This is a genomic window from Bosea vaviloviae, from assembly GCF_001741865.1.
Lineage (GTDB): Bacteria > Pseudomonadota > Alphaproteobacteria > Rhizobiales > Beijerinckiaceae > Allobosea > Allobosea vaviloviae.
Genome location: NZ_CP017147.1, coordinates 4,060,403 through 4,084,379 on the forward strand (window position 1 = coordinate 4,060,403; position 23,977 = coordinate 4,084,379).

Genomic DNA, 23,977 nt, shown 5'->3' on the forward strand with positions numbered 1-23,977 from the left:
GCAAAGACCTCGGTGAGACACAGGCCCGGAGGTTGAATCTCGCGCTACGGACTGACGTGCTCCCATCTCCCATAGCTGCAATGTCGTCGGCACGAATGACGTAACGATGAAGGTGGCGAGGATGCGCGCCCCGCGAGGGGCTGCACGACCCTGATGTTCCGGTAGCAGGGCGATCGATCCTGCCGAGTGGCTTGTGCGGAATGACCGAGGCGCGGCTGTGCCGACATGCCGGCTTCGATCAGAACGGCTCGATGCGAGAGGCTGGGACGCGAGCGGTCGGCCGATGCTTATCCATCGATCGCGATCTCAGCGCTCTCGGCCCGCATGGTGTCCAAGCGCCTATTGCGCGAGTGCCGCACGTTGCTTGAGGAGGGCGTCGAGAATGTCCTGCTGCTCGTTGATGCGGTCCGCATTGCGGTCTTCGTCGGCGGCACCTGAAACGGCGGAAGCTTGTTCCATCAGTTCTGCGAGGTTGGCGCGGGCGATGGCAATGCGTTCGTCAAGTTCGGCGAGGGCGGCGGCGTCAGGCATGGGCTGGTCCTTTCGGGTTGATCAGGTTGTCTGCAGAGCGATCTTGCGAGCGATATTGATCGACCTCATCAGGCAGCCTCATGGCTTAAATGGATACCGTGATGGACGCAGGATCGCCAACTTCGATCTGAGCCTCGTCAGGCTGCGTTCGGCTTCCAGTCGACGACTTCGACCGCGAGACTTGCCGCCGCCTCGATGACCGGTCGCGCCGGCATCGTGACATAGGACGCGGTGAAATTCATCGGCGTGGGCACCCAATCGCAATTGAGGGCGACGAGTTCGCCGGATTCGAGGAAGCGCTCCACCAGCGGCGACGGCAAGGTCGCGATGCCCAGGCCGTCCAAGGTCATGTTCAGACAGGCCGCCAGATTGCTGGACGAGACCGGGCGGCTGAGCCGGCTGCTGTTGCGCTTGAAATAGTCGACGACCTCCGCATAGGGCCGCGTATTCCTGGCATGTGTGAGAATGGGAAACCGGGCGAGGTCATCGGCTCCGGCAGGATCGGGCAAGGCTGCGGCGAACCGGGGCGCGGCGACCCATGGCAGCGCAACCGTTCCCAGCGGGAGATTGGCGACCGAGAGGTCCGAGACCGGTCCGTTGAGGAAGGCGATATCGAGCGAGCCATCGATAAGGTTGCGCTGGAGGTTGAAGGTGAGGTCCACGCTCAGTTCGACGACGACGTCGGGGAAGCGCACAGCCATCTCGCGCAGGAAGCGATGGAGCCAGGTCTGGGCCACGGTTTCCGCGACCCCGAGCCGCATGACGGATTGCCGGCTTGTCGTGTCGCCCGCCTGGAGCAGCGCCTCGGTCGCCTCAAGCGCCTTCGCTGCCAAGGGAAGCAAGGCCTGGCCCTGATCGGTAAGTACGACGGAACCCGCGTCGCGTTCGAACAGGCGTTGGTTCAGGACTCTTTCAAGCGCCGAAATGCGCGCCGAGATATTGGGCTGGGTCGTGTTCATCTGCTCGGCGACACGGCGGAAATTCCGAAGCGAGGCCAGCCGGACGAAGGTTTCGATCTGTTTGAGCGTGATCTGCATGGGCCCCACCCGGCCTGCATCGCCTCGATGAGGCGCCACAGGATAGATATTTTCTATCGTCTCAAGATAATCAAATAATTAGACGTGATTGTCGATCGCAGCCATCTTTTCGCCGGTTGGGATGGGCCGGCGGCGGCGCTGGCTCCCTGATAGGCAGTGAAAGGTGGCTTTCCGTGAGCGGCGTCGCATCGTCCCAAACTACATCGTCCCGAGGTACATCGCCTCAAGGCAATCTCGGCGCCGATATCGGCGGCACCTTCACCGACGTCGTGCTGGAGATCCGTGGCGAGACCTTCTCGGCCAAGGTGCTGACGACCTATGATGCACCCGAGCGCGCCATCATCGAGGGCATGCACCGCGTCTGCGCGAAGGCAGGCGTGACGCCCGCCGCGATCGGCCGGATCATCCACGGTACGACGCTGGCGACCAACGCACTGATCGAGCGCCGCGGCGCGAAGACGGCGCTGATCACGACGGAAGGCTTCCGGGACGTGATCGAGATGCGCACCGAGAGCCGGTTCGAGCAATACGACCTCAACCTGACGCTGCCCCAGCCCCTGCTGCCGCGCAACCGGCGCTATACGCTACGCGAGCGCCTCAGTGCCAATGGCGCGACGCTCATCCCGCTGCTGCGCGAAGATGTCGAGCGCCTCGCGGGAGAGATCGCGGAAGCGAGCTATGAGAGCGTCGCCGTCGGGCTGATCCATTCCTATCTCGACCCGACGCATGAACGGCTGGTCCGCGAGGTTCTGCTGGAGCGTATCCCGGGCCTTGCTGTCTCGATCTCGTCCGAGGTTTCGCCCCAGATGCGCGAATATGAACGCTTCAACACCGTGGTGGCGAACGCCTATGTCAAGCCGATGATGAAGCGCTATCTTGCCAGCCTCGCAGCGAAGCTGGCCGATGAGGGCGCTGACTGCCCGATCTTCCTGATGCATTCGGGCGGCGGGATCATGTCGCTGGAAGGGGCGGCGGAGTTTCCTGTTCGCCTCGTCGAATCCGGGCCTGCGGGCGGGGCGATCTATGCAGCCGATGTCGCAGCGCGCTTCGGCCTTGATCGCGTGCTGTCCTTCGACATGGGCGGGACCACGGCCAAGATCTGCCTGATCAAGAACCAGACGCCGAAGACGAGCCGGGTCTTCGAGGTCGCGCGGAGTTATCGCTTCAAGAAGGGTTCCGGCATGCCGATCTCGATCCCGGTCATCGACATGGTCGAGATCGGCGCCGGTGGCGGCTCGCTCGCCCAGGTCGACTCGATGCGCCAGATCCGGGTCGGCCCGGAGAGCGCCGGTTCGGAGCCCGGGCCTGCCTGCTATGGCCGCGGCGGAGCAAGGCCTGCGGTGACGGATGCGGACGTGATGCTCGGCAAGATCGATCCCGCCAGCTTCGCCGGCGGCAGCATGGTGCTGGACATCGCCGCGTCGCGCCGGGCCGTGCTGGCGCATGTTGCCGACCCGCTGGGGATGAGCGACGAGACAGCCGCCTTCGGCATCGTCGAGGTGGTCGACGAGAACATGGCCAATGCCGCCCGCGTCCATGCGGTCGAGAATGGCGAGGACCTCGCCGGCTACACGATGATCGCCTTCGGCGGTGCGGCGCCGCTGCATGCCGGGCGGCTCTGCGAAAAGCTTGGCATCCAGCGTCTGCTCGTGCCGCAAGGCGCCGGCGTTGGCTCGGCGATCGGCTTCCTGCGGGCGCCCTTCAGTTTTGAGGCGACCCGCAGCCTCTATATGCGTCTGGCTGCGTTCGACGCGGATACCGTCCGCGATCTCCTGTCGGAACTCGAAAACGAAGCCACGACCTTCGTGCGCTCCTGCGACGCGCAGGCGCCGCTCAGCGTCGAGACCAAGGTCTATATGCGCTATGTCGGCCAGGGCTGGGAAATACCGATCGACGTCAGCCACGCCGTGCCGACGATCGACGCCTATCGGGATCTGTTCGAGGCCGAATACGCCAAGCTGTTCTCCCGGACCGTCCAGGGGCTGGACATCGAGATCACTGTCTGGGCGGTCAATGCGAGCACGGCGAAAGCGGTGCCGGTGAGGGCCGAGGCTCTGGGAGTTCTGGTGCCGCTGGCGGCGATCTCGCAACGCGAGGTCTTCGACCCCGCCCTCGGGGCTCGGCTGATGGCGGGCCTGTTCCAGCGGTCGCAGATCGCGGTCGGCCGGGTGGCGGAGGGGCCCTGCGTCATCGTCGAGGACGAAACCACCATCATCGTGCCGACGGGCTGCTCGGCGACGTGCCGCAGCGATGGCTGCATCGAGATCTTCAAACACGGGTCCGAGCCTGCGAAAGCGCGCTTGGCCGAGATGGTCGAGGCCTGAGCCATGACACAGCTATCCATGACACAGCTATCCATGACACAGCTATCCACCGTTTCGCTGCAGGTGATGTGGAATCGCCTGATCTCGATCGTCGAGGAGCAGGCCCAGGCCCTGATCCGCACGGCCTTCTCGACCTCGGTGCGCGAGGCCGGCGACCTCTCGGCCGGTGTCTACAACCGGGCTGGGCTGATGCTGGCGCAGGCCGTGACCGGCACGCCGGGCCATGTCAACGCCATGGCCGATGCTGTCGCGCATTTCATCCGTGAGATCGGGCCTGCGAATATCCTCGAAGGCGACATCTACATCACCAACGATCCCTGGATGGGAACCGGGCATCTTCACGACATCACGGTCGTGACGCCGTCCTTCTACAAGGGCCGGCATGTCGGCTTCTTCGCCTGCACGGCTCATGTCGTCGACATCGGCGGGCGCGGCTTCGGGGCGGACGCCAACTCCGTCTATGAGGAAGGCCTCTACATTCCGATCATGAAGTTCGCCGACCAAGGCAAGGTCGACCAGCCCTTCGTCAGGCTGGTGCGCGGCAATATCCGCGAGCCCGACCAGGTCGTCGGCGATATCTTCGCGCTTGCGACCTGCAATGATGTCGGCCATCGCCGGCTGATCGGCATGCTCGACGAATTCGCTCTCGACGGGCTGGAGCAGGTCGGGGATTTCATCCTCGAGAATTCGCGCCGGGCGACGCTGGAGAGGATCGCCGCGCTGACACCCGGCGAGGCCGAGGGCTCGATGCTCAGCGACGGCTTTGCCACACCGATCGAGCTCAGGGTCAAGGTCGCGATCGGCGCAGACGAGGTCTGCGTCGATTTCGCCGGCTCTTCCGGCGTCGACCCCAAGGGCATCAACTGCCCGATGGTCTATTCCAAGGCCTATGCCTGCTATGCGCTGAAATGTGCGATTGCGCCCGAGATCCCCAATAATGCGGCCTCGCTGGAACCCTTCCGCATCACCGCGCCGGAGAACACGATCGTCAACGCCCTGCACCCGGCGCCGGTCGCGTTGCGCCATGTCATCGGCCATCTGATCCCGGACACGGTCTACAATGCGCTCGACAAGCTTCTGCCAAAGACGGTTCCGGCCGAGGGGGCAGGGCCGCTCTGCAACTTCCAGGTTTCGCTGCGGCCGGCCTCGGAGGCCTCGCGCTTGGCCGGGGCAAGGCGCGCCGAGGTGTTGATGTTCAACTGCGGCGGATCAGGCGCGCGCCCGACGCTCGACGGCATGAACACGACCGCCTTTCCATCCGGCGTCATGACCATGCCGATCGAGGCGACGGAGCATGCCGGCCCGATCATCATCTGGCGCAAGGAGCTGCGGCCTGATTCCGGGGGCGCCGGCCGCTTTCGTGGCGGCCTCGGTCAATTCATGGAGGTTGGGGCCGTCGAAGGGCATGTCTTCGACATGTCCGCGATGTTCGACCGCGTGAAGCATCCGCCGCGCGGACGCCTGGGCGGCGCTGACGGCGCCGCGACCGAGATCCGGCTCGACGATGGCACGGCCATGGCCGGCAAGGGGCGCCAAGTCGTTCCCGAGGGCCGCAAGGTCATGCTGTCGCTGCCTGGCGGCGCCGGCTACGGTCCGGCCGCCGAGCGCGGCCGCGCCGAGGTGCTGCGCGACCTCGCGCTCGGCTATATCTCGGCCAAGACCGCCAGAATCGATTACGGGCTTGGCGACGCCGAGATCGCAGCGGTTGAAGCCGGGCTCAAGCGCGGCGAACTGCCGGCGGCTAGAGCGTTTTCGAGCGAAGTGGTCGCCGGTTCGCGTGAAGAAAACGCGTTAAAACAATGACCTGGAGCAATTGAACGATCCAGCTGGATCGGAAATTGCTCCAGATGACGATGCACCACGGCATGAGAGCAATGCTCTAAGCTTTTAGAATCGATCACGTTTCCTGCATTCTGACGGAACCGTCCGAATGCGACGTGATCCAAGGACGCCGATGATCTCTATCGCTGCCGCGCTGGCATGGTGTGGCGGTCAGCCTGTGACGACGCGAGGACCGAATGCCACATTACGACCGAATCCTGATCACCGGCGCGGCCGGCCGTCTCGGCTCGCAGCTTCGCACCGGCCTTGCGCCGCTGGCCAGGACGATCCGCGTCGCCGATCGCGAGCCGCTCGGCCCGCTTGCCGCCAATGAGGAGCAGGCGACCTTCGACCTGGCGGATATGGAGGCGACGATCGCGGCGACGGAAGGGTGCGATGCCATCGTCCATTTCGGCGGCGCGCCGACCGAGCGCGAGTGGCAGACCATTCTCGACGCCGGTATTCGCGGCTCCTACCATATTTACGAAGGCGCCCGGAAACACGGCGTCAAACGCGTCGTCTACGCGTCATCGGTCCACGCGATCGGCTATCACGAGGTCGGGGCCCAGATCTCGGTCGATGCGCCGGTTCGCCCCGACTGCCTCTACGGCGTCGGCAAGACCTTCGTCGAAAGCCTGAGCCGGCTCTACTGGGACAAGTTCGGCATCGAGACGGCGTGCCTGCGCATCTTCTCGTCCTTTCCCGAACCCGTCGACCGCCGGATGCTCTGGTCCTATCTGTCCTTCGCCGATTGCGTGCGCCTCGTCGAAGCCGCGCTGACGGCGCCCTTCGTCGGCCACACGATCTCGTTTGGCACCTCGGACAACAAGGTCAAGGCGGTCGACAACAGCGGCGCCGGCCATCTCGGCTACCACCCGCAGGACAGTTCGGAACCGTTCCGCGCCAAGGTCGAAGCCGACGCGCCGGCTCTCGACCCGAAATCTCCCGCAGGCCGCTACCTCGGCGGCAAATTCTGCGAGATGGGCCATCCCGACGACGAAGCGACGGCATGATCCTCGCAGGCGCGCGCCCTAACTGCTTCGTCATTGCGAGGAGCGCAGCAACGAAGCAATCCAGGGGGGCGTGGAACACGGCCGCTCCTGGATTGCTTCGCGGAGCCTGTACTCGGGCTTGCCGAAGGCAAGACCCGGGTGCTCGCAATGACGATGCAGCCTGAACAGAACAGCTGGAACGGAGCAGACATATGCTGGATGACAAGCGGTCGCATGGGCTGTGGGAGCTGTCCGCGCCGCCTCCGCCGCCGACTGCCGCTCTGACCGGCGCTGTCTCGGCCGATGTGGTCGTCGTCGGCGCCGGCTATACCGGGCTGTCGGCGGCCCTGCATCTCGCCAAGGCCGGCAGGTCGGTCGTCGTGCTCGAAGCCGTCGAGATCGGCTTTGGCGCATCCGGCCGCAATTCCGGTTTCGTCAATGCCGGCCTCTGGGTCATGCCCGACGACCTGATCGCGACGCTCGGCCCGGTCTATGGCAACCGCCTGATCGGGCTGCTCGGCGAGGCCCCGCGTGAGGTCTTCGCTCTGACGGAACGCTACGGCATGCAGTGTCAGGCCGATCATCGCGGGACCTATCACTGCGCTGTCGGCGCCAGCGGCCTGAAGCAGCTTCGGGAGCGCCAGGCGCAGTGGAGCCGTCTCGGCGCCAAGGTCGAGCTGCTGAGCGCCAGCGACACGCAGTCCAGGACCGGGGCTGCCGGCTATACCGGCTCGCTGTTCGACCCGCGAGCCGGCACGATCCAGCCGCTCGCCTATGCACGCGGCCTGGCGAGCGCCGCGATGACGGAGGGCGCCACCATCCACACCGGCAGCGCGGTGACGGCCTTCGACCGCATTGGCGACACCTGGCTGGTCAAGACTGCCGGCGGCAGCGTCAGCGCCGGTTGGCTCATCCTGGCGACGGACGCGTATTCGACCGGGACGACCTCGGCCATCCGCGAGGAGCAGGTCCATCTGCCCTATTTCCATGTCTCGACCGCGCCGCTGAGCCATAATCTCCGCAAGACCATCCTGCCGAATGGCGGCGCGGGCTGGGACACCAAGACCATCCTGAGCGGCTTCAGGCTCGACGCGGAGGGGCGGCTGATCGTCGGCAGCGTCGGCGCGCTGCGCGGGACAGGACTCAGAGTTCATCGCGCCTGGATCAAGCGGCATATTCGCAAGCTGTTCCCGCAGCTCGGCGAATTCGAGCTCGAAACGGAATGGTACGGCAAGATCGGCATGACGCCGGATCACCTGCCCAGGCTGCACAGCTTCGGCCCGAACGCGATCGGCTTCAACGGCTACAACGGACGCGGCATCGCGCCAGGCACGGTCTTCGGCCGCGAGCTCGCCCGCCTCATACTCGGCGAAATCGATCTCGAAGGCATGCCGCTGCCGGTATCCGAGGTCGCCATGCCAGCCTTCCGGAGCATGAAGGAAGCCTATTACGAGATCGGTGCCCAGGTGGCGCATCTTCCGATCGCGCCAGCGTGAAGCGCTTGGGTCAATCGCTCAGAGCTGCAGCACGTTTGCGCCGATGCCGGGATCGACCGCGCGCTCCAGGCGGGTCGGGATCACGGTCACGATGATCTCCAGCGAACCGCGCCCCACTTCCAGCCCCAGCAGATGGCCGCCGAAGGTGCGAAAGCTGTCGTCTCCGGCGGTGCCATGGGCATGGACGGATGGCTTGCCGTCCTTCCATGCCAGCGTCCCGGACAGGTTCGTCAGCTCCAGGTCGCGCATCGTCTTCGGCGCGTATTCCTTCTTCTCGTAATCGAAGAAGCCGAACGTCACATGGCCGGCGAAGCCGAGGCCACTGATGAAGGCGGATGGGATCGCCTCCTCCCGCATCAAGGCTTCAAGCCGGGCGAAGACATCGTCGCCCTGACGCAGGACCATCAGGAAACCGGTCGGTATCGCGATAGAGCGTCTGGGCTCGATCATGGTGGGCCTCATATGATCGTCGGCGTGATGCCGCCATCGACCCGCAACGCGGCGCCGTTGGTCGCCGCCGAGAGCGGGCTTGCCAGATAGGCGACAAGGCTGGCGACCCCCTCGGGCTCGATCATGCGTTGGATCAGCGCGCTTGGGCGCTCCTTGGCGAAATACTCCTGCTCCTTCTCGCCGGCGCACGAAATCCTCGATACCCGCAGAACGCGTCGTGCCCTTGGTCGTCGCCGTCAGCCCCCGCGAGATCACGAGCTGCGCCGTCTTGGTCATGCCGTAACCAGTTCGCTCGCAGGTGAGTGGAACTCAGCGCTCCAGGAACATCCGGCTCGCATGGTCGGTGAACGGCTTGGTCAGGAACGAGAGCGCCTTGCGCTCTTCGGTGGTGATCATCACCTCAACCGGCATTCCCGGCAGGAGCTTGCGGTCGCCGAGCACCGCGATATCCCCTTCGATCTGGACCTCGCAGGTATAGTAGCTTTGGCCGGTCGCCGCATCTTTGGTCGTGGCGGGCGAGACATGGCTGATCCTGCCGGGGATTTCGGGCGTCATGTTGCGATTAAAGGCTGAGAAGCGCAGACGCGCGGCCTGACCGGGTTTGACCTGGTCGATATCAGCCGGTGTGATACGCACCTCGATCGTCAGTTTTGCCCCGGCGGGAACGATGGTGGCGAGCCGCGCCGCCGGCGTGATGACGCCGCCGATGGTAAAGATCGTCATCTCGTTGACCGTCCCGGCGATCGGGGAGCGGATCTCGGTGCGCGACAGCCGGTCTTCGCTGGCGACGCGGCGGTCCTGCAACTCCGACAGCTTGGCTTCGACCAGACGCAGTTCGCGCTGCGCCTCCGTCCGCGCGGTGTCGTTGATGGAGATGATCTGCAGCCGGGTTTCGCTGATGCGGAGCTTGGCCCGCGCGAGCGTGGCCTCGATCTCGCCGCGCTCGCCGAGCAGCCGCGCCCACTCCCGGTTGATGTTGAAGACCTTGGAGCCATCGATATAGCCCTTCTGGAAGAGCCCGAGAAACTTCGTACGCTCCATCTCGACGAGCCGGAGCTCCTCGGATTTGGCGACATGGCGCGCTTGCAGCCCCTTGATCTCCTCTCCTGACTGGACGATGCCGATCTCGAGCTGCTCCTTGCGGCTTTCCCGATTGGTTCGGTTCCCCTCGAACAGACGCGTCTCGCCCTTTATGATTTCGGCGGCCTCCTCGGAAAGGGCGGCGAGGGGGGAAGGAAAATCGACCTTGTCGAAACCGTCACGCTCGGCGACCAGCCTGGCGCCGCGGGCAAGATGCTCCGCCAGCTGAGAGCGGACGATCGACAGCTCCGCGCGGGTCTGGACGTCCTCGAGCTGGAACAGAACCTGGCCCTCGCTGACGCTGTCGCCCTGCCTGACGGCGATCGACCGGATGATGCCGCCGTCGCGATGCTGCACCTCCTTGAGGTTCTGATCGACCTTGACCGTGCCCTGGCCGAGAACTGCGCCATTGAGATTGGCCGATACGGCCCAGCCACCGAATCCGACCACGAGCAGCAACGCCAGCGCCATACCGGAGGCAACGTGCGGACCGAGGCTGAAATCGGCTCGCCGGTCGGCCGCGCGAACGCCTTTCTGCGCCTTGGCGAAGAGCTTGGCGTCGAAATTTTGGGCATTCATGACACGAACCCTCCCGGCGCCATAGCGAGCGGCGGCCACACCACGCTGGATCAGTAATAGTACAATTTATGAGAGCCATAGATTTCGATAGAGAAATCCTTCTCGTCCTGCGCCGCGACGAAGACATCGACATAAGTCCTGTCGTCCTCCCCGACCTTTTCGATACGAAAGCGGAACGGACGTCGGTCCTCGTCGGTGCCGTTATAGGTTTCGTTGAACGGGTCGATCTCGGTGCCGCCGGCCTCGGCGTCGGAATGGACCTGATATTGCTTGACGATGATGCGGTCGCCCTCCTCGAGGTCGAGGATCTGGTGGATCAGGTCGCTGTCGGCGGAGGTGGGTACGTCGAATTCGAACCGGTCTTCGCCCTCGCCCCCCGTTACCGTCGCGCCCTTCGAGCCCACGATGAAGTGATCGTTTCCTTTGCCGCCGATCAGGGCTTCGAAATCGAGAACCGTGTCCTCCCCGATCTCAATGCCCACGGCCCTGTTCTCCGTCAGGTCGACGGTTACGCCATCGCACGTCTGGGATAGATCGAGGGCGTCGTGCCCCTCTTCGCCATCGAGGCAATCGTCTTGCTTGTCCGGTGAGGCAATCACGACATCGTCGCCCGATCCCGCTCTGACCGTATCACGGCCCACCCCTCCAGCGAGGGTATCGTTTCCCATCCCGCCCTTGACGATGTCATCGCCTTCCGCAGCGTGGACAACGTCGTCGCCATCGCCGCCCTCGACCTTATCGTCGCCGGATCCGGCGAACACGATGTCATCCCCTTCGCCAGCGTCGACCACGTCGTCGCCTTCCCCGGCTTTGACGACATCGTCCCCGTCCCCTGCATCGATCTCGTCGTCGCCTGTGCCGGCATCGATGACATCATCGCCCTCGCCACCCTCGACCTCGTCGTCGCCGGCACCGGCGAGCAAGGTGTCGTTGCCTTCGCCGCCATCGGCCAAGTCGTCGCCATCCCCGGCATCGACGAGGTCGCCGCCCCGGCGACCGACGAGAACGTCGTTGCCGGACCCGCCCGAAAGCGTGTCGTCACCGTCGCCCCCGTCCAGACGATCGTCTCCCGCCTCGCCGAAGAGGGTGTCGTCGCCGTCCTCGCCGAACAGAAGGTCGGCTCCGGCACCTGCCTTCGCGACATCGTCGCCCCCGCCGAGCCGCATCACATCGCGTCCGGCGCCGAGCTGAACCAGTTCGACGCCGGCGCCGCCAAGCACCGTATTGTTGCCATCGGCGGCACTGACGCGGTTCAGGCCGTTCCCGACCGAGATGACGTTATCGCCCGATCCGCCATCGATCTCGCTGTCACCATCGCCGGTCGCGATGATGTCGTCGCCGGAACCGCCCGAGATAACGTTGTCGCCAGGGCCGCTGCGGATATGGTCGTTGCCCGGACCGCCATGCAGCTCGTTGTCGCCGCCGCCGCCGTCGATTGCATCGTCGCCGGCCTCGCCGAGGATCGTGTCGTTGCCGTCGCCGCCCGAGAGTTCGTCGTTCCCCAGGCCGCCGACGAGAAGATCGTCGCCTGCTTCGCCGAACAGACGGTCGTCGCCGTCCTCACCGTAAAGACGGTCATTGCCGGCGCCACCGAAAAGGACGTCCATGCCGGTGCCGCCATAGACGACGTCGTTACCGGCGCCGGCATAGACGATATCGTTGCCGGCACCGGCTATGATGTGGTCGTCGCCCACGCCGCCGTATACGATATCGTTGCCGGCCCGCGCATCGACGGTGTCATTCCCATCGCCGGCCCTGATCAGGTCGGCGCAGTCCGTGCCGGTGAGCACGTCGTCACCGGCGGTGCCGTCCATCTCCAGAATTTCGACCACCCGGAGCATCGCGACCTGCGAGACGGTCGCGATGCCATCGGTCACGCCGTAGCTCACGAAGACGGGGCCGTAATATCCAGCGGCCGGCCGGTATTGCCAACCGCCTTCGGTCAGCTCGATCGTGCCCGACGACACCTGCAGGTCGCGGACCGTCAGCGGATCGGCGTCGGCATCCGACGCGCCCACCAGCAACCCCGCCGCTGTCAGCAGCAACGTCTGACAGGCACCGATCTCGCCAAGCTGCACCGATCTCGCCAGGCGCGGGGATCGGTTACGGGCCGTCGGATCCTGCGGTCCAACCGGATCGGGATCGGGCCCGTCGGGAGGATCATACGGTTTGGGAACGACGATCACCGGGTTGAAAGGCGCCACGACGACCGGCAGCCGCGCACCGCCCCCCTCGATCGGGACAAGATGGGGGCTGCTCGACACGCGCGCGCCGCCAATCGTCTGCGAGCCTTCCATGGCAAAACGGTTGTCGTTGCTGACCCGGTCCATGCCGAATTCGATGGTTTCGCGCATGAAGGGCTGCAGGGGCAGCTGCTCATAGTCGATCGGCGGCGAGTCGATGCCAAGGAAATCCGCCAGCCCCGGCACCGGATCGCTCGCCGCGGCCGAGCCGCGTTCGTGATCGTTCTTCTCCTCGGGAATCGAACCGGTTTCGTCCGGGTCGCCCTGAGGCGCGACCTCGCCGACTGGCTGGGGCGCGGCCGCACCGTCAACTGGGCCTGGCTCCGGTTCGGCCTGTGTCGAGGTCAGCGAGCGCAGATAGGCGGCGACCGCCAGAACGATCACCGCGAGAGCGGCTGGCCAGCGTGACGGCGCGGGCTCTTCCTGCGCCTTCCGGTAGATCTCCTCGGCCGAGGGGGCGGAGTTCTGAGCGGGCTTGAGCGCCTTGACCTCGATCATGCTGTCACCCTCCTGAGCGAGCCGGCGCCCGCATCGATCTCGCTGGCGGCGGGCAGGCGTGGTTCGACCGGAACATCGGTCCCGCCGGGTGCGGGCTGCTTCTGCAGCGGGTTGAGGATGGTGTCCCTGGGTCCGAAGCCGGTAAGCTTGCCGCCCTGGACGACGCCGAGGAAATCGACCGCGACAAGTGCGCTCGGCCGGTGGGCGACGATGATCGCGATGCCGCCGCGCGCCTTGATGCCTTCTATCGCCCTCGTCAGGGCTGCCTCGCCCTCACTGTCGAGATTGGAGTTCGGCTCGTCCAACACGACCAGGAAGGGATTGCCGTAGAGGGCGCGGGCCAGGCCAATGCGCTGGCGCTGGCCGGCCGAAAGCGCGGTGCCCTGCGGGCCGAGCTGCGTCTGATACCCTTCCGGCAGCTTCACGATCATGTCGTGGATGCCGGCTGCGGTCGCTGCCGCCACGATCGCCGCCGGGTCGAGATCGGGCGCAAGCCGCGAGATGTTATCGCCGATGCTGGCGTCGAGCAGGCTCACCTCCTGCGGCAGATAGCCGAGATGGCGGCCAATCGCATCCTCGGGCCATTGCTCCAGATTCGCGCCGTCGAGCCGAACCGAGCCGCGCAGGCACGGCCAGATGCCGGTGAGCGCGCGAACCAGGGTGGTCTTGCCGCCGCCGCTGAGGCCGATGATGCCAAGTGCCTTGCCCGCGGTCAGCTCGAAACTGACCTCGCTCAGCAGTACCTGGCCCGATCCCGGCGCGGCGACCGTGATGCGATCGACCCCGACGGATCGGTGCGGTGCGGGCAGCTCCATTGGCTCGACCGCCTTGCTCAACGCCACTACGGTCTCGCGCAGCCGCCCAAAGGCAAGGCGCGCGGCGACGAAGGATTTCCAGTTGCCGATCGCCTGATCCACTGGCGCGAGCGCCCGCGCAGAGGCGACCGACGCGGCGATGATCGCGCCCGCGGAAAGCTCCCCCTTGATGGTGAGGAAGGCGCCGAGGCCGAGAGTCGCCGATTGCAGGATCATGCGCAGGACGCGCGCGACTGCTCCGAAGGTCCCGCCGAGATCGCTGGAACTGGTCTGCAGCGCCAAATGCTCGCGATTCAAACGGTCGAAGCGTGCCACCGCGCGGCCGGAGAAGCCCATGGCCCGCACGACCTCGGCATTGCGGGCATGGGTCTCGGCCATCGCATTGCGGGCGATTGCGGCCTGGCGCGAGCTGTTGCTCAGCCTCCGCGCCAGAATCTCGCTCAAAAGCGTCAGCAGGGTCAGCACCGCGGCGCCGGCCAATGTCAACGCGCCCAGCCAAGGGTGCAGAAAATAGACGAAGGCCAGATAGAGCGGGATCCAGGGCAGGTCGAACAGGGTCGCCGGCCCTTGGCTGCCGAGAAAGCCGCGCACCGTGTCGACGTCGCGGCCGCGCTCGAGTGCCTCCGTGCTGGAGAAGCCAAAACGCGGCATATCGAGCGCGACGCGATGGGCGAGCGGCGCGATATCCTTATCGAAGCGCGCGCCGATCCGGATCAGGACCTGCGACCGGACAATGTCGAAAGCGCCCTGGAACAGATACAGGCCGATTGCGAGGACGGAGAGGGCGGCGAGCGTCTGAACACTGCCGCTGGTCAGCGCACGGTCATAGACCTGCAGCATATAGAACGAGCCGGTCAGCGCGAGGATGTTGATCAAGCCGGAGATCAGGAACAGGAACAATGCGACCTGGCGGAAATCCCGGGTCAGCACGGCTCCGTCGCGTTTGCGGGCTTCGATGAGACGGGCAGAGGAGGCCATGGCGGCGCGCCCTTGATCATAGCGGTGAAGGACAGTGGTGAAGGCGGGCGGACCACGCGGCCCGCCCGCCGGCCTTTGTTCACATTCACAAGACGAAGTTGTTTGCGGTCAGGTTGTGGCTGCCCTTCAGCTCGATGCGGAACTCCTCCGCCGCGTCGCCGCTGACATTGCCGCTCACGATCGTGTAGGCGACGCCGTCCCGCTCCTCATTGGAGACCATCAATTGTGCCGCCGCACTGAAGGCGGGGCCATTGACGAGCGTGAAGTTCTGGTTGCCCGCCACTGCACCATCGGCATCCATGCTCGACAGATCGAGGCGGTCTCCGGGCTGGAAGTCGAGGATGGTGTCGCCATCCGCGCTCTCGGTATCGGAGAAGCGGAAGACGTCATCGCCGGCGCCGCCCTCCATCACGTTCACCGCGCGACCTGCGGTGATCGTGTCGTTCCCAGAGCCGGTCGCGACATTCTCGATGTGCCACAGCGTGTCGCTGCCGCTTTGGCTGCTGACGGCACTGCCGCGCCCCAGCATGCCATTGCCGAGATCCACCGTCAGATTGGCGCTGATCGCCGACAGGTCGAGCGTGTCGACACCGTTGCCGCCGTCGATCTCGTCGCCGTAATAAGTGTCGTTGCCGTCACCCACCTCGCCGACGAACAAGTCGTTGCCGGCCCCGCCGAAGGCAGCATCATCGCCCGCTCCGGCATTGATGACGTCGTTGCCGCCCTGGCCGAAGAGCCTGTCAGCTCCGGCCTCGCCATTGACCAGATCAGTGTCCGCTCCGGCGAAGACATGGTCGTCGCCCGAGCCGCCATGCACCGTGTCGCGACCCGCGCCGGCATCGACGAAGTCCGCGCCATCGCCCGCCGAGATCGCATCGTCCCCGGCATCGCCGATGAGAACGTCATCGCCGGCAAGCCCGATGATATTGTCCGCACCACCTGTGCCGAGCAGCGTGTCGCCCGATGCCGTGCCGACCCTGGTGCTGCCGCTGCCCGAAGGCGACGGAGCGGGCGTACCCGTCTCGTCGTCATCGTCATCGCCGCAGCCGTAATCATCATCAGCGTCATCACCGTTACCGGTGGTGTCGTCGTCATCTTGATGTTCATCTTCATCGTCACCATCGCCAACCTGCGGCGGACCGTCGGGGGCGGTGAAGCTGATGCTGTGCGTGCCGTTGGTCATCGTCGTCACGCCGTTCTCGTCGGTCGTGCTCGTATAGTCCTCCGGCACGGCCCCGTCCGGCAGTTCGATCACATCCTGGGGACGCAACGTCCCGACAATCGTGTCGTTGCCGCCATTCGACCGAAACACAATCCGATGCGCCGAACTCAGCGCCGAGATGTCGATCGTATCGTCGCCCGCATCGCCGTCGATGGTGATGGTGTTGGGGCGCAAGCTGGTGCCGGAGAAGTCACCGATGACTTCGAACGTATCGCCACCGGAGGTCCCGATGCCGGATGGATCGGCGCCGTTGATACGGATCTCCTCGATCTCAGAGAGCTCGGCCACAACGGTGGTCGTCGCTCCGACAGTCCGCGTGACGACGATCTCGGTGGCTGCGGCGAAGGTGGTGCCGAGCGTGGTAGCCAGCGTCGCGTTCTGACCTCCCGTCATCGCATAGATGCGGTAGGTCTCGACCGCGGCATTGCCGTTGATCACGAAGGTGTCGCCGGCGGCGCCTTCAGTGCCGCCGTTGACGATGTCGCGGCCATCGGTCGGAGCCACCCCATTGGCGTTCCAGATGATCGTGTCGTCGCCGGCGTCGCCGTTCACGGTGTCCACGCCGGCATTGAGGCCGGGCACCGTGAAGCTGACGGCGAAGTTGTCGATGTAGAAATTGTCGCCACCATCCCAGTTGTTGCCGTCACCCTCGGCGCGGAAGCGGATCGCTGAGGCCGCCCCGATCTGATTGACGGTCAGGGTCGCGGTGAATGTGCCGTTTCCGTTGCCCGTCGTGCTGCCCAGGGTGCCCAGTATGTTCCACGTGCTGGCCACGACGTTCCAGGCTTCGACAACTACATTCTGCCCGGCTCCAAGGTTGTCGTCCTCGTAGGCGAACGACAGGGTCGCCGAGGTTGCGCCCGCCAGGTTGATCGAGCGCTGGATGGTCTCGCCGCCGTCGGTGTTCTCATCGAAGCGGAGACGATTGCCGTTGATCTCGATGTCGCCTGCGGTCGGGCTGGTCGGGGTCTCGCCGACACCGGTTTCAGACCAGCTGCCTGCAAGGGTGACCGTGCCGGTGCTGTTGGAATACGACTGCACGTTGAAGTTGTCGGCGTAGGTGCCGGTGTTGCTGCCGGCGCCGCCGGACAGCGTGTCGTTACCGTCGCCGGCGTTAAGGGTGTCTGCACCCTCGCCGCCGGTGATGACGTCATCCCCGCCGGCACCACTCAGGGTGTCGTTGCCGCCGAGGCCGTTGATCGAGTTGGCCGCAGCGTTGCCGGTGATGGTGTCGGCTCCGGCGGTCGGGGTACCGAAGGCCGGCGGAGCGGCCACCGCCAGCGTGAAGTCGTTGATGTCGATTTGCGCATCGGTGACGTTGTTGATGCGGATCGTCCCCAACACGTTCGCAGCGCCATCGTTGATGGTCAGCAACCTGCCAGCCGGGCCGGCTACTGCGGTTTCGACCACCCGCGCTGCAAAGTTCGCGGCGGTGACGCCGAGAGCACTCAGGTCGATCTTGTCCTGGTTTGTTGCGAGGCCACCGTCGGCATCGAAGCTGTTGATCGTATCAGCACCGAAACCCACGGCATTGTAGACTAGCCGGTTGAACCCGCCGCCGACGTCGATGGTGTCGTCGCCCGCGTTGCCGATGATCGTGTCGTTGTCGTTGCCGCCAGCAATGGCGTCGTTGCCGAGGCCACCGTCGATCACGTCGCTGCCGTCACCGCCGTTCAGAGTGTCGTTGCCACCGGCGCCGAACAGCTGGTTGTTCTCGTCGTTGCCGTTGATGACGTTATTGAGCGCATTGCCGGTTCCGGTGATTGCCGTACCGTTGAGGTCCAGATTTTCGACGTTGGCGCCCAGCGCATAGTCGATGTCGGACTCGACGCGGTCGGTGCCGCCGATGAGGAGATCGGCATTCGTCTCCGTCACCACGTCGCCGGCCTCGTCGACCTCGTAAACGTCGTTGCCGTCACCGCCGATCATGGTGTCCGCACCGAGCCCGCCGTTCAGCGTGTCGTTGCCGCCAAGGCCGCTCAGCGTGTCGTTGAGATCGCCGCCGGAAATGACGTTGTTGAGGCTGTTGCCGGTGCCCACGAAGGGATCCGCGTCGACGCCGGTGTAAGTCAGGTTCTCGACGTTGGCCATGAGCTCGATCGAGAGCGCGGCCATTTCGGTCAGGACTTCATCGGTTCCGGCAGCGGCTGCTTCGACGACGACATCGAGCAGGTCGTCGACGACGTAATCGTCATTGCCGGCGAGGCCGATCATCGTGTCGGCCCCAAGGCCGCCATCGAGCAGGTCGTCGTCGCCGGTGCCGGAGCCGCCAACCAGCAGGTCATCGCCGTCGCCGCCGATGAGGTCGTTGTCACCGGTGCCGCCGAAGATCAGGTCGTTGCCGGCACCGCCGGCGATGATGTCGTTGACGCCCTGCTCGCCGACCACGAAATTGTTGACGAGGGAGGTGGAGAGATTGACGCCGCCGGCATCGCGGTTGTTCGGATCGAGCCGGCTGACGAGGTAGTCGTCCGCGCCGAGCAGATAGCCGGCGAAGGTGGCATTGTTGAAGCCGATCCGCTCGACGCCCGTCCCGGCAGTGGTGCCGGTGAAGTGACCAGCCACCGTGATCGTACCGCCGTTGGCAGTGATGACCAGGCTGCCGTTGTTCGTGCCGGTGTTGTCGTCGTGGGCATTGAGTCCGGTCAGGACCGGCCCGATCAGTGGATCGGTGGTCACCGAGACGATCGAAATGCGATCCGCGGTGCCGCCGCTGGTAGCATTCACGGCCTCGTTGATGATGTCGGTGCCGTCGCCGGGGTTGAAGACGTAGGTGTCGTCGCCCAGGCCGCCGTTGAGGGTATCGACTCCGGTGTTGAGGGCCGGGTTGGTGAAGTTGAACGTCAGGTTGTCGATATTGACGCTATCACCGGCTTCAAGGCTGGAAGCCACGAAGCGAATGGCGGCGTTCGCGGTGAACGGGCCGGTCCCGAACAGGGTCAGGTCGATCGTGCGGAGGGCGACAGTGTTCGTCGCATCATTGATCAGGTCGACCTGAACGAAGGTCGTCCCATCGCGTGAGAAGAACACGGTGATCGAGTCATCGCTCGCATCCAGTCCGGTCTCGGCAATCGAGTAGGTCAGCGTGGCTGCGGTCGCTCCGGCAAGGTCAACGGTGCGCTGGATCTGTGCACCGTCGAAGCTCCCCGCAGGGATGCCGCCGATGAACTGCAGCACGTCGTTGCCGTTATCGATGCGGATCTGGCCGCTAGTCGTACCACCACTGTCGCCGCTCTCGACCCAGTCAGGATCCCAGCTTGCGGTGCCGTTCGAATTGCCAAGGCCCGGGTTGTTGAAGTTGTCGAGGTAGGTAGCGGTGTTGCCGCCCGGGCCGCCGACGAGGATGTCGTTGCCGGCCAAGCCATTCAGCGTGTCGGCGCCGGCAAGACCCAGGATCAGGTCATCCGTCGCCGTACCATTGAGGGTGTCGTTGCCGGGCGTGCCGACGATGATCCCCAGCGAGCTGTTGTCGCTGAACTGCACCCGTTCGATGCTGCGGAGCCTGTCCGAGCCGTCGAGGTTGAGATCGGTCGTGTCGGTGATCGTCACCTGGCCATCGGCGGTGGCGCCGTACGAATAGTCGGAGCGCAGCCCCTGGTACTTGGCGACGTCGATATCGCCCGGGGTCGCATCCGTCTTGATCGTGCGGACGATGGAAAGCTGACCGGGATTGATCAGCCCGGCAAAGACGTCTGCCGTCAGGGTCTTCATGGTGCGGTGCAGCGCTAGCGGAGTGCCGGTATGGTTGACGTCGGCCAGGGCGAACACCCCGATTTCGACGTCCAGCCACTTGTCGCCGTCGATGATGTCGTCGCCGCCCCGGCCCGTGATGGTGTCGCTGCCGTCGCCGCCGAGCAGGATGTTGCCGCCGGCGAAGGAGGTGACGCCAGCGCCGACAATCGCCTGCAGCCCGTTGATGAGGGCGATGCCCTCAGCGTTGAGCACGCTGCCGCGGGCACCCTCCGTCGGCATGTCCGCCGCGGTTACGTCGCTGCCTAGGATCTGATCGTTGAACTTCGAGCCTGATACGCCCTCAACGAAGGAATATTCATCGAGAGCCGCGTCGGGAGGAGGCAGCGGCAGGGCGTCGAAGTGCTGCCGGAACAAGTCGGCATTCACGCCAAGCAACATGTCCGAGTAGGTTGCCCAGTCGAAACCGGACATGCCGTCGAACTTGCCCCGGCCGATGCTGCCGACCCAGATGTCGTCGCCGCCTTCGCCGATGAATTCGTCGAAGCCGCCGTCGCCGTGGAAGACGTCGTGACCGATCACCATGTCGGCCGCGAACTGATCATCGAAGTTGTCGCCGATGGCCCCGGTCCAGGCACCGACCTCGATCCAGTCGTTGCCTTCACCGCCCATCGACTGCTCGGTCGTCTTGCTGCCGAGGATGAAGTCGTCGCCGACGCCGCCGAACACCTCGTCCAGCATGTCGGCGCCGAGGACGACGAAGTCCTGGCCTTCTTCGGCAACAACCAGATCGGTGCCGAGGCCGGCGTTGATCGCGTCATTGCCCGGACCCGAGCGGATGATGTCGTCGCCACCGATATCGGTGATGATGTCGTCGCCCTCGCCTCCGATGTACTGGTCGTTGCCGTAGCCGCCTTCCATCCGGTCATTGCCGGCGTCGCCATAGAGTGTGTCGTCGCCGATGCTCGCCGTGAGGATGTCATTGCCGTCGGTTCCGCCGAGCAGAACGTGCTCGTCGCCAGTGTATTTGAGGTAGTTGGTGTCAACTACCGGCGTCGCCGGGTTGTCGCGGATGACCAGCTGGCTCAGGAGGCCCATACCAACGGGGTCGTTGCCCAAGTTGTCGGCGCTTTCGTCCGCCGCGGTAAGTGGATCGTCGACCAGGATTCCGTCCGCGCCGGCGGTCTCGCCAAGGCCCGGATTGAACTGCTTGGTCCGATCGACCTCGAGGATGAGACCGGGCGTCGAGAACACGTCGGACGGCAGGTGGCCGGCATCGGCGTTCTTGAGGATCAGTTTGGCGAAGGTGTTGTTCTCCATTTCGGCGAGGAGGTGCAGCCCGTCGAGGCGCTGCAGGTAGTAGAACCGGTCGCCGTCCTGAAGCTTCTCCATCTGCACTTCGAAGACGAAATTGAAGGTCGAGCCCAGCATGCCGCCGAACGGCATGATCTTCTCGGCCAGGCCACCGATCCAGAGATCGACGTTATTGAGACCCCCCAGCGCGCCGCCGGCGTAGGCGTCGTAGCCGTTGAGGAAGGCGACCCGGTCGGCCGGGACCGCCATGACCCCGTCAGCCGATACGCCGGTGATGATGGTCAGCGCGGCGTCGCGCCGGCCTTCCAGAGTGGTCTGGCTGGTGATCAGCGTATGCGTGCCGTAGGCCGCGATGAAGTTGATGATCGAAGCTTCGTGCTTCAGGTTACCGGCAAAATCGACCCAACTGGCATAGGGCTTGAGTTCGGGGGCGTGCGAGCTCGCCTCGTAGAACGTTTCGCGAGCGGAGTTCAACGATGGAACTCCGGTGTCGCGGCCGCGCGCCAGGTTGATGGTCGCAAGGTCGAGCGGCAGTCCCAGCAGGTTGTTGCGCAGCGCGGTGGTCACGAACTCGTCGATCTCGTTGCCGACCTGACGGGTCATGCCGCGGATGATGTCGCCCGCGGCGACGCCGTCCGCAATCGTGTGGTTCGCATCGAACTCGATCGGATTGAGGAAAGCCTCGATCAGACCGATCGGATCGCTGTTGAAGCCCGAGTCGAGCCGATCGACGGTCTCGGTCAGCATCGAGTGACCGAAGCGGTAGACCACGTGCGCGAACTCGGCGACGATGCTGGGATTGATGTCCGCGTGGTACCCATCGGGCACAACGAAGAAGTCGATCGCGGGCTGGATCTTGCGGGCGAAGTCCTCGAACACCAGGTGCTGGTACTGCATCTCGGTGCCGAACTTGGCCGCCTGGAAGATGCGTTCGCCGTCCCAGTTCAGGGCGGCAAGCTCCGCCGGTGTGGTCGGTACCGCCGCGACGTCGACTGCGAGCCACTCATTGATGAAGGCCAGGTCGTTCGACGCCAGGATTTTCTCCTTGGTGTGGTCGACGAGCCGGTTGTGCTCGGAGTGGAAGATGTGGTGAACGGCGGTCAGCCCGATATTCTCGTTGACGCGGCCGTCGCCGGCGATGAAGTGCGCATCGAGCAGCTCGTTGTCGTATTCGGTGTCACCGTTGCCCGGGTTGGCCAGACCGATCGTGATGTCGCCATCGGCGATCTTGCCGACCGGAACCGCCTCATGCGCGATGTCGGCGAGGAAGGCATGGCCGATGCGCAGGGCGCCGACCACAGTGGGATCGACCGGTGTGGCAAGGTTCCCCGAAACGACGATATCGTCAGCGGTGTTGGGGATGCCGTCGGCGCCGATGCCGGTGATGAGCTGCGGCATGCCGTTGGCGTCGGGAATGAAGTTGCCGTACTGGTCGGTCCTTAGCAGGGGCACGTTGCCGACGTCGAAGTCGGTCAGCTTAATGCCGAGCATGGCGGCCGACTGAGCCTTGACCTCGCCCCAAGTGGCCATGCCACCGGGAGCCAGGCCGCCCCCCTCGATCAGCTTGCCCGTCGCGACCGGATCGCCGGCTGCATTGAGCACGTACTGGCGTAAGAAGACCTGGTGCGAGGAGTGCGAGGTATAGGTCTGATTCTGATCCACGAAGGATGTCGTCGTGTTGACCGGCCCGACATCGTCGGGGGTCCCCATTATGCCGTCCGTTCCGGCCGAAACCGTGGCTCGCGTCAGCACCATGAAATTGGTGGGGCTGCCGACGACGTAGAGCGGATCGTCGGGCTGAAGCGGAATGAACACCGTGCCGCTGCCGCCCTTGTTGACGAGATCGAGCCCGTGGTCGAAGAACTGCCCGAAGAGGGTGAACCATGAGTTGAAGGGTGCCGACAGGCCCTCGTCCGGGGCGATATTGGGCAAGTGGACGTTGTCCCCGTCCATCGCGATGCCGAACGGCTCAAGCGCGAGGTCGCGTACGTCACGTGCCGCCAGAAGGTTGGCCACGGTAACATCATGGGCAGCCACGGCGGCGTCGCGAGCGGCGATCAAGGTGGGGTTCAGTGGATCGTCGTTGAAGGCAGCTACCGCCCCCTGCATCACCACGCGCGCCTGGTACTCGGCGTCGAAGGCCGGCTTGAAGGCGGTATAGATCGGCGTCACCAGGGCGAGATCAGCCATCGGGTCGGCGGAGCCGGCGCGTTCCAGCGCGGTCAGGACCGCCGCCGGGTTGGCCAGCGTCTGGTCCACGAGAAGGTTGGAGATCGTGCGAAGGCTCGAATCGAACACCATTGAGCCGGGAGCGTTCGAGGGATTGTAGTTTGTCGCTGGGCCGGGAGGGCCGAACGGCGACGGCTCGGCCGACCTGTATTCCGGCGGCGCCAGCGCGGGGAACTGAATATCGGCTGCGCCCCACGCCTCCTGATTGGGGAGCAGGTTGTTGTCGCGGCCATCGACCGTGCGCAATCCATAGCTGAGGGTATAGGCCGGGACTAGGCCCCCGGGCCCAAACAGCGGCTGACCGGCAGCATGCGCTTCTGCGATCTTGATCTGCGCGAGGATGAAGTCCAGATCGCTCCTGATGTAGGTTACCATCGTACTTTCCCCAATGTTATGAACACCAAGCGCAACTTCGCGCAAAATGAGTTTTTAGCGGAGCATCTCAACGCTGCATTTTCTCGAACTGAGCTCCGAACGACTCAGGACAGGACGAATAGACCGCAATGCGACGCTTATGATCTCAGCGAGGATCATTGTACTGGGGTGTGTTTGTTCATAGATCGGAAGGTCCAGCCAAAGCGCGAGACTTTGGTCCGTACTCGCAGGCGACCTTTTTCGGCTCGATGCGAAGTTCGGCAGGCTCGACAACACGTCATGTTGCGCTGCGAAATCGCAATC

12 protein-coding genes are annotated in these 23,977 nt (G+C 64.8%); 4 read left to right on the forward strand and 8 right to left on the reverse strand.

Annotated features, from left to right (window positions below; genetic code table 11):
* Window positions 1–339 precede the first annotated feature (339 nt).
* Together BHK69_RS31515 and BHK69_RS18600 are read right to left on the reverse strand one after the other, a co-directional pair.
* Complete coding sequence (locus tag BHK69_RS31515) at window positions 340–531, reverse strand: hypothetical protein (RefSeq protein ID WP_083269528.1); 192 nt, start codon at window positions 529–531, stop codon at window positions 340–342.
* 137 nt (window positions 532–668) lie between these two features.
* Complete coding sequence (locus BHK69_RS18600; protein WP_083269529.1) at window positions 669–1,568, reverse strand: LysR family transcriptional regulator; 900 nt, start codon at window positions 1,566–1,568, stop codon at window positions 669–671.
* Between the two features lie 173 nt (window positions 1,569–1,741).
* Between BHK69_RS18600 and BHK69_RS18605 the strand changes: the two genes are divergently transcribed.
* The 4 genes from BHK69_RS18605 to BHK69_RS18620 all read left to right on the forward strand — a co-directional run bounded on the left by BHK69_RS18605 (window position 1,742) and on the right by BHK69_RS18620 (window position 8,201).
* Window positions 1,742–3,892, forward strand: a complete 2,151-nt coding sequence (locus tag BHK69_RS18605) for a hydantoinase/oxoprolinase family protein (RefSeq protein WP_069691393.1) — start codon at window positions 1,742–1,744, stop codon at window positions 3,890–3,892.
* 33 nt (window positions 3,893–3,925) lie between these two features.
* The gene (locus tag BHK69_RS18610; protein WP_083269530.1) at window positions 3,926–5,695 is read left to right on the forward strand and encodes a hydantoinase B/oxoprolinase family protein; all 1,770 of its coding nucleotides are present in this window, start codon (window positions 3,926–3,928) and stop codon (window positions 5,693–5,695) included.
* A gap of 215 nt (window positions 5,696–5,910) precedes the next feature.
* A complete protein-coding gene (locus BHK69_RS18615) occupies window positions 5,911–6,726 on the forward strand; it encodes an NAD-dependent epimerase/dehydratase family protein (RefSeq protein ID WP_069691394.1) in 816 nt (271 codons plus the stop codon).
* Between the two features lie 191 nt (window positions 6,727–6,917).
* Entirely contained in the window at window positions 6,918–8,201 is a 1,284-nt protein-coding gene (locus BHK69_RS18620; RefSeq protein ID WP_069691395.1) for an NAD(P)/FAD-dependent oxidoreductase, read from the forward strand.
* Between the two features lie 18 nt (window positions 8,202–8,219).
* On the opposite strand, the gene BHK69_RS18625 is transcribed toward BHK69_RS18620, so the two are convergent.
* The 6 genes from BHK69_RS18625 to BHK69_RS33435 all read right to left on the reverse strand — a co-directional run bounded on the left by BHK69_RS18625 (window position 8,220) and on the right by BHK69_RS33435 (window position 23,674).
* The gene (locus tag BHK69_RS18625) at window positions 8,220–8,651 is read right to left on the reverse strand and encodes a PPC domain-containing DNA-binding protein (protein WP_244548243.1); all 432 of its coding nucleotides are present in this window, start codon (window positions 8,649–8,651) and stop codon (window positions 8,220–8,222) included.
* 8 nt (window positions 8,652–8,659) lie between these two features.
* Window positions 8,660–8,776, reverse strand: a complete 117-nt coding sequence (locus tag BHK69_RS33625; RefSeq protein WP_425285522.1) for an SDR family oxidoreductase — start codon at window positions 8,774–8,776, stop codon at window positions 8,660–8,662.
* A gap of 184 nt (window positions 8,777–8,960) precedes the next feature.
* Entirely contained in the window at window positions 8,961–10,310 is a 1,350-nt protein-coding gene (locus BHK69_RS18630) for an HlyD family type I secretion periplasmic adaptor subunit (RefSeq protein WP_069691397.1), read from the reverse strand.
* Between the two features lie 50 nt (window positions 10,311–10,360).
* Window positions 10,361–13,051 carry a calcium-binding protein gene (locus BHK69_RS18635; protein ID WP_069691398.1) on the reverse strand — a complete coding sequence of 897 codons (2,691 nt, stop codon included), beginning with the start codon at window positions 13,049–13,051 and terminating at the stop codon, window positions 10,361–10,363.
* A complete protein-coding gene (locus BHK69_RS18640; protein WP_083269531.1) occupies window positions 13,048–14,844 on the reverse strand; it encodes a type I secretion system permease/ATPase in 1,797 nt (598 codons plus the stop codon). The genes BHK69_RS18635 and BHK69_RS18640 overlap by 4 nt, the downstream gene beginning before the upstream one ends.
* 85 nt (window positions 14,845–14,929) lie before the next feature.
* The gene (locus BHK69_RS33435) at window positions 14,930–23,674 is read right to left on the reverse strand and encodes a peroxidase family protein (RefSeq protein ID WP_069691399.1); all 8,745 of its coding nucleotides are present in this window, start codon (window positions 23,672–23,674) and stop codon (window positions 14,930–14,932) included.
* Window positions 23,675–23,977: the final 303 nt, after the last annotated feature.